General features: G+C 68.0%; 14 protein-coding genes and 1 riboswitch. Of the genes, 6 read left to right on the forward strand and 8 right to left on the reverse strand.

Annotated elements, in window-relative coordinates:
* Positions 1-109: 109 nt before the first annotated feature.
* The 3 genes from ACFQ9R_RS34355 to glpK (ACFQ9R_RS34365) form a co-directional block, all read right to left on the reverse strand.
* Positions 110-859 carry an SDR family oxidoreductase gene (locus ACFQ9R_RS34355; RefSeq protein WP_378996958.1) on the reverse strand — a complete coding sequence of 250 codons (750 nt, stop codon included), beginning with the start codon at positions 857-859 and terminating at the stop codon, positions 110-112.
* 179 nt (positions 860-1,038) lie between these two features.
* A complete protein-coding gene (glpD, locus tag ACFQ9R_RS34360; RefSeq protein ID WP_378996960.1) occupies positions 1,039-2,718 on the reverse strand; it encodes a glycerol-3-phosphate dehydrogenase in 1,680 nt (559 codons plus the stop codon).
* A gap of 33 nt (positions 2,719-2,751) precedes the next feature.
* Entirely contained in the window at positions 2,752-4,254 is a 1,503-nt protein-coding gene (gene glpK, locus ACFQ9R_RS34365) for a glycerol kinase GlpK (protein WP_378996963.1), read from the reverse strand.
* A gap of 133 nt (positions 4,255-4,387) precedes the next feature.
* On the opposite strand from glpK (ACFQ9R_RS34365), the gene ACFQ9R_RS34370 reads away from it, so the two are divergent.
* Together ACFQ9R_RS34370 and glpK (ACFQ9R_RS34375) are read left to right on the forward strand one after the other, a co-directional pair.
* Complete coding sequence (locus ACFQ9R_RS34370) at positions 4,388-5,140, forward strand: IclR family transcriptional regulator (protein WP_378996966.1); 753 nt, start codon at positions 4,388-4,390, stop codon at positions 5,138-5,140.
* Positions 5,141-5,231: 91 nt separating this feature from the next.
* Positions 5,232-6,728 (forward strand): glycerol kinase GlpK, encoded by a 1,497-nt coding sequence (gene glpK / locus ACFQ9R_RS34375; RefSeq protein ID WP_378996968.1) that lies wholly within the window; start codon positions 5,232-5,234, stop codon positions 6,726-6,728.
* Positions 6,729-6,755: 27 nt separating this feature from the next.
* Here the strand turns inward: glpK (ACFQ9R_RS34375) and ACFQ9R_RS34380 are convergent, their stop codons facing one another.
* The 4 genes from ACFQ9R_RS34380 to ACFQ9R_RS34395 form a co-directional block, all read right to left on the reverse strand.
* On the reverse strand, positions 6,756-7,040 hold the full coding sequence (locus ACFQ9R_RS34380; protein ID WP_378996970.1) for a hypothetical protein: 285 nt from the start codon (positions 7,038-7,040) through the stop codon (positions 6,756-6,758).
* 41 nt (positions 7,041-7,081) lie between these two features.
* Positions 7,082-8,230, reverse strand: a complete 1,149-nt coding sequence (locus tag ACFQ9R_RS34385; protein ID WP_378996985.1) for an MFS transporter — start codon at positions 8,228-8,230, stop codon at positions 7,082-7,084.
* Between the two features lie 231 nt (positions 8,231-8,461).
* On the reverse strand, positions 8,462-9,679 hold the full coding sequence (locus ACFQ9R_RS34390; protein ID WP_067447965.1) for an NADP-dependent isocitrate dehydrogenase: 1,218 nt from the start codon (positions 9,677-9,679) through the stop codon (positions 8,462-8,464).
* A 286-nt stretch (positions 9,680-9,965) separates the two neighbouring features.
* Entirely contained in the window at positions 9,966-11,459 is a 1,494-nt protein-coding gene (locus tag ACFQ9R_RS34395) for an MFS transporter (RefSeq protein ID WP_378996972.1), read from the reverse strand.
* 134 nt (positions 11,460-11,593) lie between these two features.
* Here ACFQ9R_RS34395 and ACFQ9R_RS34400 point away from each other — a divergent pair, with 134 nt between their 5' ends.
* The 3 genes from ACFQ9R_RS34400 to ACFQ9R_RS34410 all read left to right on the forward strand — a co-directional run bounded on the left by ACFQ9R_RS34400 (position 11,594) and on the right by ACFQ9R_RS34410 (position 15,032).
* Positions 11,594-12,316, forward strand: coding sequence for a TetR family transcriptional regulator (locus ACFQ9R_RS34400; protein ID WP_378996974.1), 723 nt, complete (start codon positions 11,594-11,596; stop codon positions 12,314-12,316).
* 64 nt (positions 12,317-12,380) lie between these two features.
* Positions 12,381-12,491: riboswitch (SAM riboswitch) on the forward strand.
* An 82-nt stretch (positions 12,492-12,573) separates the two neighbouring features.
* Positions 12,574-13,890: a bifunctional o-acetylhomoserine/o-acetylserine sulfhydrylase gene (locus tag ACFQ9R_RS34405; RefSeq protein WP_378996976.1), complete on the forward strand. Its 1,317-nt coding sequence runs from the start codon at positions 12,574-12,576 to the stop codon at positions 13,888-13,890.
* A complete protein-coding gene (locus tag ACFQ9R_RS34410) occupies positions 13,887-15,032 on the forward strand; it encodes a homoserine O-acetyltransferase (protein ID WP_378996978.1) in 1,146 nt (381 codons plus the stop codon). Before ACFQ9R_RS34405 ends, ACFQ9R_RS34410 begins: the two co-directional genes overlap by 4 nt.
* Before the next feature lie 4 nt (positions 15,033-15,036).
* Here ACFQ9R_RS34410 and ACFQ9R_RS34415 read toward each other — a convergent pair whose 3' ends face one another.
* On the reverse strand, positions 15,037-15,672 hold the full coding sequence (locus tag ACFQ9R_RS34415) for a TetR/AcrR family transcriptional regulator (RefSeq protein WP_378996980.1): 636 nt from the start codon (positions 15,670-15,672) through the stop codon (positions 15,037-15,039).
* A 140-nt stretch (positions 15,673-15,812) separates the two neighbouring features.
* On the opposite strand from ACFQ9R_RS34415, the gene ACFQ9R_RS34420 reads away from it, so the two are divergent.
* Entirely contained in the window at positions 15,813-16,760 is a 948-nt protein-coding gene (locus ACFQ9R_RS34420) for an oxygenase MpaB family protein (protein WP_378996982.1), read from the forward strand.
* The last annotated feature ends 120 nt before the right edge of the window (positions 16,761-16,880 follow it).

A 16,880-nucleotide genomic window follows, 5' to 3' on the forward strand; every position in this document is an offset into this window, starting at 1 on the left:
CCGTTGCTTGCTCCTTCGTCGCCTACGCAACGGCACCTGATCGACGGGACGGCCGCGAACCGCCGCTGCGCGGCGGCCCCTCCTCGAGGTCGGGGGTGCGGGGCTGGTTTCAGATCAATCTTCGGACAACCGGTAGCGGCAGGACGCGCAGCGCGAAGCCCAGTGGCACCCATGGCCAGCCGGGCACATAGGCGTTGGCCCGGCGCTTCTCGATCGCGGCGACCATGGCGTGCACGCCGGTTTCGGTGTCCACCATGAACTTCGGCTGATGCTTGACGCGATCGTTCATCTCCGAGCGGATGTAGCCGGGGTAGATCACCGAGACGTCCACGCCCGCAATCGCCTCCGCGCGAACCCCTTCGGCCAGCGCCGCGACGCCCGCTTTGGTCGCCGCGTAGGTGGTGAGCGTCTTGGGCATGCCGCGCAGGCCCGAGATCGAGGAGATCATCACCAGGTGGCCGCGGCCCTGCGCGCGGAAGATCTTCAGCGCCGCCTCGCTCTGGGCCAGGGCGGCAAGGAAATTCACCACCGCGGTCTCGCGATTGGCCTTGTGATGGCCAGTGCCCAACGGCGCGCCCTTACCCAGTCCCGCGTTGACGATCACACGGTCGACGGTGCCGAATTCCTCGGCGAACTCGTCGAAGGCGGTGAACACCGCCGCATCGTCGGTGACATCGAGCTGCTTCACCGAGACGACGCGTTCGGGATGGTCGGCGAGGATCTGCGTGCGCAGTTCGTCGAGACGCTCGGTCCGGCGAGCACACAGGCCGAGGTCGTACCCGAGCGCGGCGAACTGACGCGCCATCTCGGCGCCGAGCCCGGAGCTGGCGCCGGTGATCAGGATGGTGCCCCGGCTCACGACAGCGCCGGGGTTCGTCGGGGGGTGATTCGCGATTCCATGTGCCCACGCTAGCCACCACGCGGCACGGAGGTCGAGGATCGGCGACTACGTTCGCCTGGCCGATGCGCCACAGCACCGCGGTGACCCACTCCTTCGCGTGTGCGAGGGCTGCGATGCCGCGGTGCTGTCGGCGGAGTTCAGCGGGCTGCGACCAGTCTGGCGGCGTTGGCGGCGGCGTCGTCGCCCGCTTCGTTGGCGGCCAGCTCCGCGTGGACCCGGTCGTAGTAGCGGTTGATCTCGGCGTTGGTGGTCTCCTCGTTCCAGCCGAGCAGCGGTGCGATCAGGCGGGCGACTTCCGGCGCGGCGGCGAGGCCGCGATCGGGGACCTCGATCGAGATGCGGGTGCGGCGGGTGAGGATGTCGTCGAGGTGCAGGGCGCCCTCGTGGGTGACGGCGTAGACGATCTCGGCGGCGATGTAGTCCGAGGCGCCCGGAAGCGGGTGGCGCAGGGCGGCGTCCGCGGCGATGAGGCCGAAGATATCGGTGCTCAGGGAGCCGTAGCGGCCGAGCAGGTGTTGCACCACGTCGACGGGCAACCGCTGTGACACCGACAGGTCGGTCACCTCGGCGAGCATGTCGAAGTAGCCCGCCGCGCCGACGATGGGCAACTGCGCGGTCGCCGAGGCGGGGATCTCCCCGCCCAGGCGCGCGGCGGCGGCGTCGACGACATCGGCGGCCATCACCCGGTAGGTCGTGTACTTGCCGCCCGCGATCACGAACAGGCCCGGCGCGGGTTCGGCGACGGCGTGTTCGCGCGAGAGCTTCGCGGTCTCCTTCGTGGCACCAGTCATCAGCGGGCGAAGGCCCGCGTAGGTGCCGACGATGTCTGCCCTGGTCAGCGGCTCCCGCAGCAGCGCGTTGACGTGGTCGAGGATGTACCGCACGTCGGCGGCGGTGGCCGTCGGGTGGTTTTTGTCCAGCGCCCATTCGGTGTCGGTGGTGCCGATGATCCAGTGTTCGGCCCACGGGATGACGAACAGGACCGACTTCTCGGTGCGCATGATCATGCCGGTGTGCAGGTTCAGCCGGTCGCGCGGCACGAGGATGTGCACGCCCTTCGACATCTGGACGTGGAACGGGAAGTCCACGCCGGTCATCTTGATCATGTCGTCGGTCCAGACGCCGGTCGCGCTGATCACGGTGCGGGCCCGAATGGTGTGTGTCAGACCGGTTTCCAGGTCTTCGACACGCGCGCCGACGACCTTCTCGCCGTCGCGTTCCAGCCCGATCACCTTGGTTCGGGTCAGCACCGTGGCGCCGTTCTCGGCGGCGGTCCTGGCGATCATCATCGTGTGGCGGGCGTCGTCGACCTGCGCGTCGTAGTAGCGGATGGCGCCGGTGAGCGCGTCGTCACGTAGCGCGGGCGCGAGTTCCAGTGCGCCGGAGCGGGTCAGGTGCTTGTGCATCGGGACCGTGCGCGCGCCACCGAGGGTGTCGTAGAGGGCGATACCGGCGCCGATGTAGGCGCGCTCCCACACCCGGTGCTGGAGCGGGAACAGGAACGGCACCGGGTGCACCAGGTGCGGTGCGAGCGTATTCAGCAGTAGCCCACGTTCTTTGAGCGCCTCGCGCACCAACGCGAAGTCCATCTGTTCCAGGTAGCGCAGGCCGCCGTGGATGAGCTTGGACGAACGACTCGAGGTGCCTGCGGCGAAATCGCGTGCCTCGACCAGGGTTACCGACAGGCCGCGCGAGGCGGCGTCGAGCGCGGCGCCGGCGCCGGTCACGCCACCGCCGATGACCAGGACATCGACCTCGGCGGTGTCGAGCGTGCCGACAGCCTGCTCACGGTAGGTGGGGTCCAGTTGCACAGACACGATGATCTCCTTCTCGAAAGTATCGGGGGTGACTCAGATTTCGGCCCAGTCGAGCGTGCGCTCGACGGCTTTGAGCCAGCGGCGGTAGCCGTGTTCGCGTTGCTCCGCGGACCAGGTGGGGTACCAGCGGACGTCTTCGGACCAGTTGTCGAGCAGTTCGCCGGTGCCGCTCCAGAAACCGACGGCCAGTCCGGCGGCGTAGGCGGCGCCGAGCGCGGTGGTCTCGGCGACGACCGGTCGCGAGACCGGGACGCCGAGCAGGTCGGCCTGGATCTGCATGGCCAGCTGGTTCACCGTGACGCCGCCGTCCACCCGCAGCGTCGCCAGTCGGACCCCGGCGTCGCGCTGCATGGCTTCGACCACGTCGCGGGTCTGGTAGGCGATGGATTCCAGGGTGGCCCTGGCCAAGTGGGCGTTGTTGCTGTAGCGCGACAGGCCGACGACCGCGCCGCGGGCATCGGGTCGCCAGTACGGCGCGAACAGACCGGAGAAGGCAGGCACGAAGTACACGCCGCCGGAGTCGGCCACCTGCCCGGCGAGGTCTTCGATCTGCGCCGCGCCCGCGATGATTCCCATCTGGTCGCGCAACCACTGCACCGCCGACCCGGTGACCGCGATCGACCCCTCCAGCGCGTAGGCGGGCTTGTCGTCGCCGAACTGATACGCGACCGTGGTGATCAAGCCGTGGTTCGAGCGCACGATCTCCGTGCCGGTGTTGAGCATCAGGAAATTGCCTGTGCCATAGGTGTTCTTGGCCTCACCGGGCTGGAAACACACCTGCCCGACGCCCGCGGCCTGCTGATCGCCGAGCACGCCCGCGATGGGCACCGAGCCTTTGAACGGGCCGTCGGGCTTCGTCGTCCCGAACAGTCGCGGATTCGCCGACGGCGCGATGGCGGGCAGCATGGCGCGCGGGATGCCGAAGATCGCGAGGAGGTCGTCGTCCCAGTCGAGGGTTTCGAGATCCATCAGCATGGTGCGCGAGGCATTGGTGGGGTCGGTGACGTGCACGCCGCCGGTGAGGTTCCAGATCAGCCAGCTGTCGAGGGTGCCGAACAGGGCGTCGCCACGCTCGGCATCGGCGCGCACGCCCGCGATGTTGTCCAGGATCCACTTCAGCTTGCCGCCGGAGAAGTACGGCGCGGGCGGCAGGCCGGTCTTCTCGCGGATGAGCGCGCTGTGCCCGGCGGCGTCGAGGTCGGCGATGATGCGGTCGGTGCGGGTGTCCTGCCAGACGATGGCGTTGCCGTAGGGGCGGCCGGTGTGGCGGTTCCAGACAACGGTGGTCTCACGCTGGTTGGTGACGCCGATGGCGGCGAGGTCGTCGGCCGTGAGATCGGCGAGCGAGAGGGCGGTCTTGACGACGGTGCGGGTGCGTTCCCAGATCTCGTCCGGATTGTGTTCGACCCAGCCGGGGCGCGGCATGATCTGCGAGTGTTCGAGCTGGTGGCGGGCGACCACGGTGCCCCTATGGTCGAAAACCATGAATCGCGTCGACGTCGTGCCCTGGTCGATCGCGCCCACGTACCGGTTCATTTTCTCGCCTTCCCGGACCTCGTCGTCGAGTCCGCCGTTCGGGCACCTGCGCCCGAAGCCCACGCTAGGAACGCGCGGACGCGGGCACCACAAGCAGCGTTCGACAATGCTGAACGGTGGTAGGTTCGGGCCCATGCCCGGCCCGATCCAGTCGATCGAACGCGCCGCCGCCGTGCTGCGGCTGCTGGCGCGCGGACCGGGGCCGCTGGGTGTCGGTGAGATCGCGGCCGCGCTCGACCTGGCCAAACCCACCGCGCACGGCATCCTGCGGACGCTGCTCGGGGTCGGATTCGTCGGCCAGGACGCGCTCACCGGCAAGTACCTGCTCGGCCCCGCGATCGGCGAACTCGGAACCGATCGGCTCGACGTGAACGAGTTGCGCTCGCGGGCGATCCATCGGGCCGACGCCCTCGCCTCGCGCTCCGGGGAATCGGTACGGATCGCGGTAGCGCGGGATACCGGGATCACGGTGATCCACCACGTCTTCCGGCCCGACAACAGCGAGCAGGCCCTGGCAGTCGGCGAGGTACTGCCCGCCCATGCGACCGCACTCGGCAAGGTCCTGCTCGCCTACGACGCCGCGGCGAAAGTCGGTGTGCTCCAGGCATTCACCCGGCGGACGATCACCGAACGCGACCGACTCGACCGCGCGATCACCGAGGTGCGACGGCGGGGCTGGGCAGACGAAGTCGAGGAGTACCGCTCGGGCGAAGCGGGGATCGCCGCGCCGATTCGAGCCAGAGGTGGCCTCGTCGTCGCTGCCATCGGCATCACCGGGCCGACGGATCGGCTGTGCGACAACCGTTTACAAACCCGACAGGCCGCGATCGAGCAGGTGCGCGCCGCCGCTCTCGCGGTGCACCGCGATCTGACGGCAGCGCAATGAACTGTGCCACCACGCTTTTCGCTGCGACAGCCCCCGTGAACAGGCGCGCCGCTACCGTGACACCCCGCACCGCCGACGAAAGCAGCTGCCGATGACGCAACGCTTCGTGCTCGCGATCGATCAGGGCACCACCTCGAGCCGGTGCATCGTCTTCGATCAGCACGCCCGGCTGGCCGGAATGGCGCAGCGGACCCACCGTCAGCATTATCCCAGGTCGGGCTGGGTGGAACAGGACGCGCTCGAGATCTGGCGGACGGTGGAGCGGATCGTGCCCGCGGCGCTGCGCGATGCCGGGATCACCGTCGAGCAGGTGGCCGCGATCGGGATCGCCAATCAGCGCGAGACCACCGTTGTCTGGGATCGGCACACCGGTTTGCCGGTTCGGCTGGCCATCGTATGGCAGGACGTACGCACCGAAGAGCTGGTCGATCAGATGAGGGAATTGCCTGGAGCACACCGCATTACCGAGTTGAGCGGGCTTCCCCTTGCCACGTATTTCGCCGCACCTCGCCTGCGCTGGCTACTCGACAATGTCGACGGTCTGCGCGCCAGAGCCGAACGCGGCGACGTTCTCTTCGGGACCATGGAATCCTGGCTCATCTGGAATCTGACCGGCGGCGCCGAGCACGTCACCGACGTCACCAACGCCGGCCGCACCCTGTTGATGAATCTCGCCACCCGCCAGTGGGACGCGGAACTGCTGCGGTTCTTCGACATTCCGCCCGCCATGCTCCCCCGCATCGAACCGTCGACCGGGGATTTCGGCACCGCGAGTACCGTCGTCCCCGGCGTGCGGATCGGCGCCGCCCTCGGCGACCAGCACGCGGCCCTGTTCGGCCAGACCTGCTTCGCCCCGGGCGAAACCGAATGCACCTACGGCACCGGCGGCTTCCTCATGATGAACACCGGCACCGAACTGATCCGCTCCCGGCACGGCCTGCTCACCACCATCGGCTACCAGGTCGGCCCCGAACCGGTCTACGCCCTCGAAGGGCCGATCGCGGTCACCGGATCTCTCGTCCAGTGGCTGCGCGATATCGTCGGCCTGATCGCCACCGCACCCGAGATCGAAACTCTCGCAAGCACAGTCGACGACAACGGCGGCTGCTACCTGGTCCCCGCCTTCTCCGGCCTCTACGCCCCGCACTGGCGCAGCGACGCCCGCGGCCTGCTCATCGGCCTGACCTCCTACGTCACCAAGGGCCACCTGGCCCGCGCCGTCCTGGAGGCCACCGCCTGGCAGACCCGCGACGTGGTCGAAGCCATGAACGCCGACGCGGGTCTCCAGGCGAAGTCCCTGCGGGTAGCAGGCGGCATGGCCTCCAACAACCTGCTCATGCAGATCATCGCCGACGTCCTCGACACGCCGGTCATGCGCCCGCTGGTCACCGAAACCGTCTCCCTCGGCGCCGCCTACGCGGCGGGCCTGGCCGTCGGCTACTGGCCCGATCTCCAAGGCCTACGCCGCAATTGGAAGGTCGCCGCCCAATGGATACCGTCGCCGGACCGTCGAATACGCGAGGAAGAATACGAACGCTGGCAACGAGCCGTCCAACTCAGCGTCGGCTGGGCCCGGCCCGCCGACTGAACCGCCGAGGTAGAGACAACTCGCGCGTCAGCCGAAGAGTTCGTCGGTACGAGTGGCGGTGACCGCCTGCGTCAACCACGCGTCGAGCTGGTCGAGGTCGGTACACGCGGCGAGCTGCGCCCGCTGCGCGGCGGACAGCTCGAGCCCGCGGGCAGTCAGCACGGTGAGCACCGCGTGCGCAGCAGTCTCGGCGACCTTCGCGTCCACCTCCGCGAGCCCCTCCTCGCGCCCCTTCGCCATGTACTTGGTAGCGATGCGGCCGCGATATTGAGGCGTGCTCTCCATCAGTTCCTCCAAGCGTCGGCTCAGCATGTGGGGCACCGTATGCCGAGGTACGCAAGGGCCCCAATCAGTTACGGCGTGTTATGCGCCGACCGGCGTTGCAGGGAAACCGTGAGGGTGAACAGGAGGACACCGGCGACGGCCAGGAGCGCGCCGACCATGGCGGGGGCGGTGTAGCCGAGGCCCGCGGCGATGACGAGGCCGCCGAGCCAGGCGCCCGCGGCGTTGGCCATGTTCAAGGCGGCGTGATTGAGGGCGGCGGCGAGGGTTTGGGCGTCGGCGGCTACGTCCATGAGGCGGGTTTGGAGGCCGGGGGCCAGGGCCGCGCCCGAGGCGCCGACGAGGAAGGCGCCGATCGCGGCGGTGACGGGGTTGTGCGCCGCCAGGACGAACCCGGCCAGGATCACGACCATCGCGATCAGGGCCACGAAGATCGAGCGGTCGACGCCGCGGTCGGCGAGGATGCCGCCGCCGATATTGCCCACGATCATGCCGAGACCGAACAGCGCCAGCACGATCGGCACCGCGCCGATGGGCATGCCCGCGACATCGGTCATGGTGGTGGCGATGTAGGTGTAGACCGCGAACATGCCGCCGAAGCCGATCGCGCCCACGGACAGGGTGAGCAGCACCTGCGGGCGTCGCAGCGCCCCGAGTTCGGTTATCGGGTTGGTGATCTTCATGCTGGTCAGCGCGGGGACATAGCGCCACAGAGCGGCCACCGTGGCCACGCCGATCACGGCGACGACCACATAGGCGTCGCGCCAGCCCAGGTGCTGACCGAGCCAGGTCGCGCCGGGCACCCCGATCACATTCGCCACGCTGAGCCCGAGCATCACCGCGGCCACGGCCTTGGCTCGCTGCCCCACGGGCGCGAGCGTGGCGGCGGCCAGCGAGGCGACGCCGAAGTACGCGCCGTGCGGCAGACCGGACACGAACCGCGCGAGCACGAGCGTGCCGAAGGTCGGCGCGAGCACGGTCCCGATATTGCCGAGCGTGAACGCGATCATCAACACGATCAGCAACTTCTTGCGCGCCACCCGCGCGCACAACGCGGCGATCAGCGGCGCACCCACCACGACCCCCAGCGCGTACGCCGACACCGCGTGCCCGGCCGACGGCTCGGAGATATCGAAGGCCCGCGCGATATCGGGCAGCAACCCCATGGTCACGAACTCGGTGGTCCCGATCCCGAATCCACCCAGCGCCAACGCGAGCATCGCCGGGACATGCCAGCTGGTGCGTGGCACGTCGAGACGATCAGGGGCTGCGATGGAAGAAGTCACGCTTCCATGCAACGGGCACGACTACCCATTAGCTACCCGAAACGAGCGTGAGTTACCCCACCGTGGGAACAACCGCCGGGTACGGACGCAAAAGCGCTCGCATCGGATTCGATGCGAGCGCTTTCTCACAGCCGTGCAGGTTCGCGGTTGCGAACCGGGGCTATCTCACTTCAGAGCGCGAGCCAGGTTGACATCCAGCGCGCCGAGGAATTCCTCGGTGCTCAGGTAACCCTGGTCGCCGCCGACGAGCGCGGCGAGGTCCTTCGTCATCTGACCACCCTCGACGGTCTTGATGACCACGTCCTCGAGCGCCTGCGCGAAGCCGATCACCTCGGGGGTGTTGTCCAGCTTGCCGCGGTGTTCGAGGCCACGGGTCCAGGCGAAGATCGACGCGATCGGGTTGGTCGAGGTGGGCTTGCCCTGCTGGTGCTGACGGTAGTGCCGGGTGACCGTGCCGTGCGCGGCCTCGGCCTCACAGGTCTTGCCGTCCGGGGTGAGCAGCACCGAGGTCATCAGGCCGAGCGAGCCGAAGCCCTGGGCCACGGTGTCGGACTGCACGTCGCCGTCGTAGTTCTTGCAGGCCCAGACGTAGCCGCCCTCCCATTTCATGGAGGAGGCGACCATGTCGTCGATCAGGCGGTGCTCGTAGGTGAGGCCCGCCGCGTCGAACTCGGCCTTGAACTCGGCGTCGAAGACTTCCTGGAAGGTGTCCTTGAACATGCCGTCGTAAGCCTTGAGGATGGTGTTCTTCGTGGAGAGGTACACCGGGTAGTTCTGCTGCAGGCCGTAGTTGAACGAGGCCCGCGCGAAGTCCTCGATGGACTTCTTGAAGTTGTACATACCCATGACGACGCCGCCGTCCTCGGGCATCTTCACGACCTCGTGGATGATCGGCTCGCTGCCGTCTTCCGGGGTGAAGGTCAGCGTGACGGTGCCAGCCTCGTAGACCTTGAAGTCGGTGGCGCGGTACTGGTCGCCGAAGGCGTGACGGCCGATGATGATCGGCTTGGTCCAGCCGGGCACCAGCCGGGGCACGTTGGAGATGATGATCGGCGCGCGGAAGATGGTGCCACCCAGAATGTTACGGATGGTGCCGTTGGGCGAGCGCCACATCTTCTTGAGGCCGAACTCTTTCACCCGCGCTTCGTCGGGGGTGATGGTGGCGCATTTCACGCCGACGCCGTACTTCTTGATGGCATTGGCCGCGTCGACGGTGACCTGGTCGTCTGTCTTGTCGCGGTACTCGATGCCGAGGTCGTAGTACTCGAGATTCACGTCGAGATAGGGATGGATCAGCTTGTCCTTGATGAACTGCCAGATGATCCGGGTCATCTCGTCGCCGTCGAGTTCTACAACGGTGCCTTCAACCTTGATCTTGGACATGGATCTTCGTGTCCTCCTCGGTGGGTGCCCTTATTGCACGGCTAGGCGAACACGCTTGTGAGCGGACCCCAGCAGTTCCAACAGACAACGTATATGCCCCGCGTTGTCTGCGGGACGTGTGGTGCAAACAAGACGAGCGTACTGCTGTCCCCCACCTCACCGCGACGGGAGGCCCCACTGTGCGGGACAGCCCTCCCGGCCCGCCTGTCATCACCCGATCGGGCCTTGACCGGCTACTGAGTGGTAACAAGAGGCCCGCGCCGTAGCGCGGGCCTCGCCGAGAAGGTCAGACCGCGACGGGTATCGCGGCCGCGTGTTCGTCGCCTTCGATCAGGTTCTCCGGCTTGTCGCGGATCATCACCGCGATCACCACGGCGGCGGCGAGGAAGAAGCCGGCGCCGATATAGAACGCGACGTCGTAGCTGTAGATCGAGGCGCGTTCGATCAGGTGGTCGACGGTCGGGTTGTCGGTGACGTAGTTCTCGGCGGCCTGCACCGACAGGGTGGTCAGCAGGGCGGTGCCGACGGCGCCGCCGACCTGCTGGGCGGCGTTGAGCAGGGCACTGGCGACACCGGAGTCCTCGGCGTCGACCTGATGCAGGGCCACGGCCTGCATCCCGACGAACAGCGGGCCCATCCCGAGCGCCATCAACAGCTGCGCGGGCAGCACGCTCAGCGCGTACCCGTCGCCGTAGCTCAGTTGTGCCAGCCACAGCAGTCCCACGACGCCGAGCAGCGCGCCGACCACCATGAGCGGACGCGGCCCGAACTTGGGCATCAGCGAACTGGTGATGCCCGCCGCGATCCCGATGCCCACGGGGAACGGCAGGAACGCGATGCCGGCCTTCAGCGGCGAATAGCCCAGGGTGTTCTGGTAGTAGAAGCTCAGGAACAAGAACATGGCGAACATCGCGATCGGGATCAGCAGCGCGGCCAGCAAGGCGCCGCCGCGATTGATCTCACCCGGAATTCGCAGTGGCAGCAGCGGGTTCGCCGAGCGTGCCTCGATGAAGACGAACGCGATGAGCAAGGCGAAGCCGGCCCCGAGCAGGCCGAGGGTGCTGCCCGCCAGCCAACCGTGTTCGGCGGCGCGACTGAATCCGTAGACGATCGACACCAAGCCGAATGTCACGGTGACGGCGCCGGGCAGGTCGTAGCCGCCGGTTCTGGGCACCGGGATATCGCGCGCGATCACCGCCACCGCACCGGCTACCGCGATGAGCGCGATCGGCGTGTTCATCAGCAGCGTCCACCGCCACGACGCGAATTCGGTGAGCGCGCCGCCGACGATCAGCCCGAACGCGATGCCACCGGCGGTGATGCCGGCGAACACCGCGAACGCGCGGGCCCGTTCCTGCACATCGGTGAAGATCACCGACAACAGCGACAAGGCCGCGGGGGCGAGCAGCGCGGCGAACGCACCCTGCAGACCTCGGCCGACGAACAACTGCGGACCGGTCTGCGCGAGCCCCGCCAGCGCCGACGCGGCGGCGAAGCCGACCAGGCCGACCAGGAAGATCCGGCGCCGGCCCAGGTAGTCGGCCATCCGTCCGCCGAGCAGCAGTAGCCCGCCGAAGATGAGTGTGTACGCGGTGAGCGCCCACTGTTTGTCGCCGTCGCTGATCCCCAGGTCACGCTGGGCATAGGGCAGGGCGATCGTGATCACGGTGGCGTCGAGCACCACCATCAACTGGGCGGCGGAGAGCACGACCAGCGCCCACCACCGCATCGAACTCTGTTGGGAATCAACATGTTTCGTTTCTATCTCGGTGCTGGTCACCAGGACTCCTCGTCACTCGATCAGTGTGGACCAATCCTGGCACTGTGAGACAATTGGCGTCAAGAGAAAAATGTCTGACTGCGCCAATTGGCCTAGTTGGACAGATAAAGCGGCCGACACGGTAGGCTGGTGAAATGCTGGACTCGACCACTCCGATCAGCGCCGACCGGACGACCGAACCGGCTGCCGGCGCGCCGCTGGGCCTGCGCGAGCGCAAGAAACTCCAGACCAAGGCCGCGATCGTGGCGGTCGGACTCGAGCTGTGCGACAGCCAGGGGTTCGACGCGACGACGGTCGAGCAGATCGCCGCGGGTGCCGATGTGTCCCCACGCACCGTCAACCGGTACTTCGCGCTCAAGGAAGACATCGTGCTGGCCCCGATCGACGACTTCGGGGTCTCCGTCGCCGTCGCGCTGCGCTCCCAGCCGAACACCGGCAACGAACTCCAGGCACTGTGCGGCGCCTACCTGGAGGTGGTCCAGGCCGAGGCGGATGCGGACGGCATCCGATTCATCCGTCAGTTCCTGCAGATGCAGCGGATCATGCGCACCAGCCAGTCGGTCAACGCGCGCGCGCTGGAATACGCGGAGAAGAAGAACGTCGCGGTGTGCACCGAGCTCGCGCAGCGGATGGGCACCTCACCGGAGGACTTCACGGTGAAGCTGGTGGCCGGGATCTGGCAGATGCTGTGCCATCTCTCGGTCGCCGATACCGAACAGGCACTGCTGAGCGGGTCACCGACGGTAGCTGTTCGGGTCACGCGCGACGCCGTGCTGCGCGCCTACCACGGCTTGCGGCAGGTCTGTGGCGCACCGGTGGACGACACGCCAGGCTTCGGCACACCGTCCGGCGAGTGATCTTCGGCGGGAAATGCGGGGGAAGTTTCCGCCCGCGGGAGATCTCCGGTTAACATGACGGCAAGGTCATGAGTACCAGCGCCAAGCCCCGGCTCGCTGGTCGGCAACCCTCCAGCTGCGGTGGGGTGCTCCGGGTGATGACCGGGCTCTCGAAAGTCGAGAGCAAGCGCGCACTGCAGGAGGCCCCCATGTGTTGTTGCCAGTCGATCCGACCCAGTTGACGAGATCCCCCGGCTGACACCCATTTGGAGCACGACATGACTGACTCTTCCCTGCCCGAGAACTGGTCCTTCGAGACCAAGCAGGTCCACGCGGGCCAGGCTCCCGACGCGAGCACCAACGCGCGGGCGCTGCCGATCTACCAGACCACCTCCTACACCTTCCGCGACACCGATCACGCCGCCGCGCTGTTCGGTCTCGCCGAGCCGGGCAACATCTACACCCGGATCATGAACCCCACCCAGGACGCGGTGGAGCAGCGCGTGGCTGCGCTCGAAGGTGGCGTCGCGGCGCTGCTGCTGGCCTCCGGCCAGGCCGCGGAGACCTACGCGATCCTGAACCTGGCGAGCGCGGGCGACCACATCGTGTCCAGCCCGCACCTCTACGGCGGCACGTACAACCTGTTCCACTACTCGCTGCCCAAGCTGGGGATCACGGTCTCGTTCGTCGAGGACCCCGATGACCTCGCGCAGTGGGAAGCCGCGATCAGGCCGAACACCAAGGCGTTCTACGGCGAGACCATCGCCAACCCGAGCAGCGCGGTGTTCGACATTCCCGGCATCGCCGGTGTCGCGCACGCGAACGGCCTTCCGCTGATCGTGGACAACACCGTCGCCACCCCCTACCTGATCCAGCCGCTGGCCCACGGCGCCGACATCGTCGTGCATTCGGCGACGAAGTACCTGGGTGGGCACGGTGCGGCCGTGGCGGGCGTGATCGTCGACGGCGGCACCTTCGACTGGACGGTGCGCGACGCCGACGGCAACGCGCGCTTCCCCGGCTTCACCGAGCCCGACCCCAGCTACCACGGTGCGGTGTTCGCCGATCTGGGCGCGCCCGCGTTCGCGCTGAAGGCTCGCGTGCAGTTGCTGCGCGATCTGGGTGCCGCGGTCTCGCCGTTCAACGCGTTCCTCATCGCCCAGGGCATCGAGACGCTGAGCCTGCGGGTCGAACGGCATGTCAGCAATGCCGAGGCGGTCGCGAAGTTCGTCGCCGAGCAGCCGGGCGTCGACGCGGTGTTCTACGCGGGCCTCGAGTCCTCGCCCTGGTACGCGCGAGCCAAGGAGCTGGCGCCCAAGGGCGCGGGCGCGATCGTGGCGTTCGAGCTGGCAGGCGGCGTCGACGCGGGCAAGAAGTTCGTGGACGCGCTCAGCCTGCACAGCCATGTAGCTAACATCGGTGATGTGCGTTCACTCGTGATTCACCCGGCGTCGACCACACACTCGCAGTTGACGCCCGAAGAGCAGCTGGCGGCCGGCGTCACTCCCGGCCTGGTCAGGCTCGCGGTGGGCATCGAGGGAATCGACGACATTCTGGCCGATCTGCGGGCCGGGTTCGCGGCGGCGACGACGTGACTGTGAGCACCGAATCGCCGATCGCCCGACCAGGAACCGGGGTGGCCCTGCTGCCGCCGCCGGACGGGCGCGTCGGCCTGGTCGCCATCGGGGATGTGGCGCTGGAGAACGGCGCCGTCGTCCCCGATGTGCGGCTGGCGGTGCAACGCTGGGGCGAGCTCTCGCCCACCCTGGACAACGTGGTGCTCGTCGAACACGCGCTCACCGGCGACTCCCATGTCGTCGGTGGGCCCGACGGGGCGCCCGGCTGGTGGGAGGGCATGGTCGGGCCCGGCGCGCCGATCGACACCGACGAGTGGTGTGTGATCGCGACCAACGTGCTGGGCGGCTGCAAGGGCAGCACCGGCCCGTCCTCACTCGCCTCCGACGGAAAGCCATGGGGCGCGCGGTTTCCCGAGCTGAACATCCGTGACCAGGTGAAAGCCGAAGCGCAGTTGTTCGAGGTGCTCGGGATCGAGCGGCTCGGCGCTGTCGTCGGCGGCTCGATGGGCGGCATGCGGGTGCTCGAGTGGATCATCGGCCTGCCCGAGCGGGTCAGCGCCGCGCTCGTGCTGGCCGTGGGCGCCCGCGCCACCGCCGACCAGATCGGCACCCAGACCACCCAGATGGCCGTCATCACGGCCGATCCCGACTGGCAGGGCGGCGACTATCACGGCACCGGTCGCGCGCCGATGACCGGCATGGGGCTGGCCCGGCGGATCGCGCACCTGACCTACCGCACCGAGGGCGAACTCGACCACCGCTTCGCCAACAAGGCACAGGGCGACGAGGACCCGTGGACCGGTGGACGGTACGCGGTGCAGAGTTACCTCGAGCACCAGGCCGACAAGCTGTGTTCGCGCTTCGATCCGGCCACCTATGTACTGCTCAGCGAGGCCATGAACCGCCACGACGTGGGGCGCGGGCGCGGCGGCGTCGCCGCCGCGCTGGCCTCCACCGCGGTGCCGTGCGTGGTCGGCGGAGTCGACTCGGATCGCTTGTACCCCCTGCACACCCAGGCCGAGCTGGCCGAAGGACTGCCGGGCTGCGCGGGTCTCGAGATCGTGCACTCCCGCGACGGGCACGACGGGTTCCTCACCGAGGCGGCCGCCGTGTCGAAGCTGCTCACCGAGACGATGCGCTTGGCGCGGGAGAACCGCTGAGCCGTCAGGGCCCGGTCAGCAGAGTGACGATCGAGCGAACGTAGGCCTGAAGTCGTTCGCGCGGATACTCTTCCGGCTCGCTGACCCCCAGTCGACCGAGCATTTCGGCGATGGTGAGGGTCGAGTTCGCGAGTAGTCCGGCATCCATGCCCGACCATCGCGGCAGCACGGAGATGCCCATGCGGACAAGCGATTCCGCGCGCTCCAAGATCTCGGCGCGCGAAGCACGAAGCGCCGCGCGGTATTCGTCGGGCGCACTCGCCGGGGTGGCGAGGATCAGCCGCCAGCGGGTCGGATTCGCCAGTGCCACACCGACGAACGCTTCGACGGTCGCCGAGGCGGCGGCCAACGGATCGGCGCCGAGCAGGTCTTCGGGCAGCGTGTCGGCGATCTGATCCAGTCCGCGTTCCCGTTCGCGTTCCAGCAGCGCTTCGACGAGTTCGGCGCGGGTCTTGAACACCGTGTACAGCACAGGTTTTCCGACGCCCGCCTCCTGCGCGACGGCCTCCATGCTCAACTCGTGCAGTTCCATCCGGCCCAGGACCGTGAACGCGGCGTCGAGAAGTTGCGCGCGGCGCTGCTCCGGCGGCAGGCGCGGCGCATAGCGGCGTCGAGGTCGCTGCTCCTGCGTCGAGGTCACCGCCCACCTGCCTTTCGCTCGCCGACGATACCCGCCGACCCTGTCGGCACAAATCCTACGCAACCGTTGTATTCACGTCGAGCCATTGCTACGGTGGTGTTGTATTCAACTGTTTCTCGCACTGCAAAGGGGCATGTGCAATGGCTTTCGATGCGTCGACTCTGCGTCGCGACGACTACGGCTTCTTCGGGCCGGATTCCCCCACCTGGAAGGTGTGGGCGGCGCCGACCGCGCTGATCGGATTCCAGCGCGCGGTCACCCTCGAGCACTTCGATCCGTTCCTGACCGCCGCGGTCGCCGATTCACACGGGATCTACGACAATCCCGCCACCCGCCTCGACCACACGCTGTCCTACTTCCTGCTGGTCGCGCTCGGTGACGGCCGCACCGCCATCCAGGCATCCGAACACCTGATGAAGGTGCACGCGCCGATGACGGGCATCGAACCGATCAGCGGCAAGCGCTACAGCGCCAACAACCCCGACTCCCAGCTGTGGATCCATGTCACCGGGTGGCATTCGGTCCTCAAGGCCTACGAGATGTTCGGACCCGGCCCGCTGAGTCCCGCCGAGGAGGACCGGTACTGGGCCGAATGCGTGATCGCCGCCGAACTGCAGACCTGTAAGCCCGCGGATGTACCGCGCAATCGGGCCGAGGTGCGCGCCTACTTCGAACGCGTCCGGCCGCAGTTGTGCGTCAGCGAGCGGGCCGTGGCGGCCATGCACTTTCTGCTGTGGCCGTCGGTGAGCAAAGGCATGACGTTCGCCGCCGGTGGTCGGGTGCTGTCGCTGGCGACGATCTCGACGCTGCCTGCCTGGATGCGCGAGCTCGGCCGATTCGACATGCCCCGCGTTGTCGATGCCTCCGTGCGAGTCCCGGGGAAGGCGATCGTCTGGGCGGCCGCACGTCGCGGCAATCGTGGGCTGATCATGGCTGCCCCGTACGTCGCGAAGATGACCGGACAGATCCTGGCGGCCCACGAGCGCACCGCGCCACCGCGAACCCGGGCGACGATCAGCCCGGGCGATGCTCGCGCGCTCTACGGCAGCAACGGCACCCGCAGCCTGTGGGACAAGACCTCCGCCTGAACCCTGAACCAGAACCGGGCGCGGGGTACGGCGCGGGCGGGTGTGGGGACGCTGACGCCGGGGGTGTTTGTCTTTGGGGGCCGGTAAAAGCTTGGGCAGGCCAGCGCCGGGACGGGCCCC

Origin of the sequence: Nocardia sp. NPDC056541 (assembly GCF_042794235.1) — a bacterium.
Lineage (GTDB): Bacteria > Actinomycetota > Actinomycetes > Mycobacteriales > Mycobacteriaceae > Nocardia.

Coding starts and splice junctions, on each gene's coding strand:
- glpK (WP_378996963.1), bottom strand. CDS start 4,254: ATGAACCGGTACGTGGGCGCGATCGACCAGGGCACGACGTCGACGCGA.
- ACFQ9R_RS34370 (WP_378996966.1), top strand. CDS start 4,388: ATGCCCGGCCCGATCCAGTCGATCGAACGCGCCGCCGCCGTGCTGCGG.
- glpK (WP_378996968.1), top strand. CDS start 5,232: ATGACGCAACGCTTCGTGCTCGCGATCGATCAGGGCACCACCTCGAGC.
- ACFQ9R_RS34380 (WP_378996970.1), bottom strand. CDS start 7,040: ATGCTGAGCCGACGCTTGGAGGAACTGATGGAGAGCACGCCTCAATAT.
- ACFQ9R_RS34385 (WP_378996985.1), bottom strand. CDS start 8,230: ATGCTCGCGTTGGCGCTGGGTGGATTCGGGATCGGGACCACCGAGTTC.
- ACFQ9R_RS34390 (WP_067447965.1), bottom strand. CDS start 9,679: ATGTCCAAGATCAAGGTTGAAGGCACCGTTGTAGAACTCGACGGCGAC.
- ACFQ9R_RS34400 (WP_378996974.1), top strand. CDS start 11,594: ATGCTGGACTCGACCACTCCGATCAGCGCCGACCGGACGACCGAACCG.
- ACFQ9R_RS34405 (WP_378996976.1), top strand. CDS start 12,574: ATGACTGACTCTTCCCTGCCCGAGAACTGGTCCTTCGAGACCAAGCAG.
- ACFQ9R_RS34420 (WP_378996982.1), top strand. CDS start 15,813: ATGGCTTTCGATGCGTCGACTCTGCGTCGCGACGACTACGGCTTCTTC.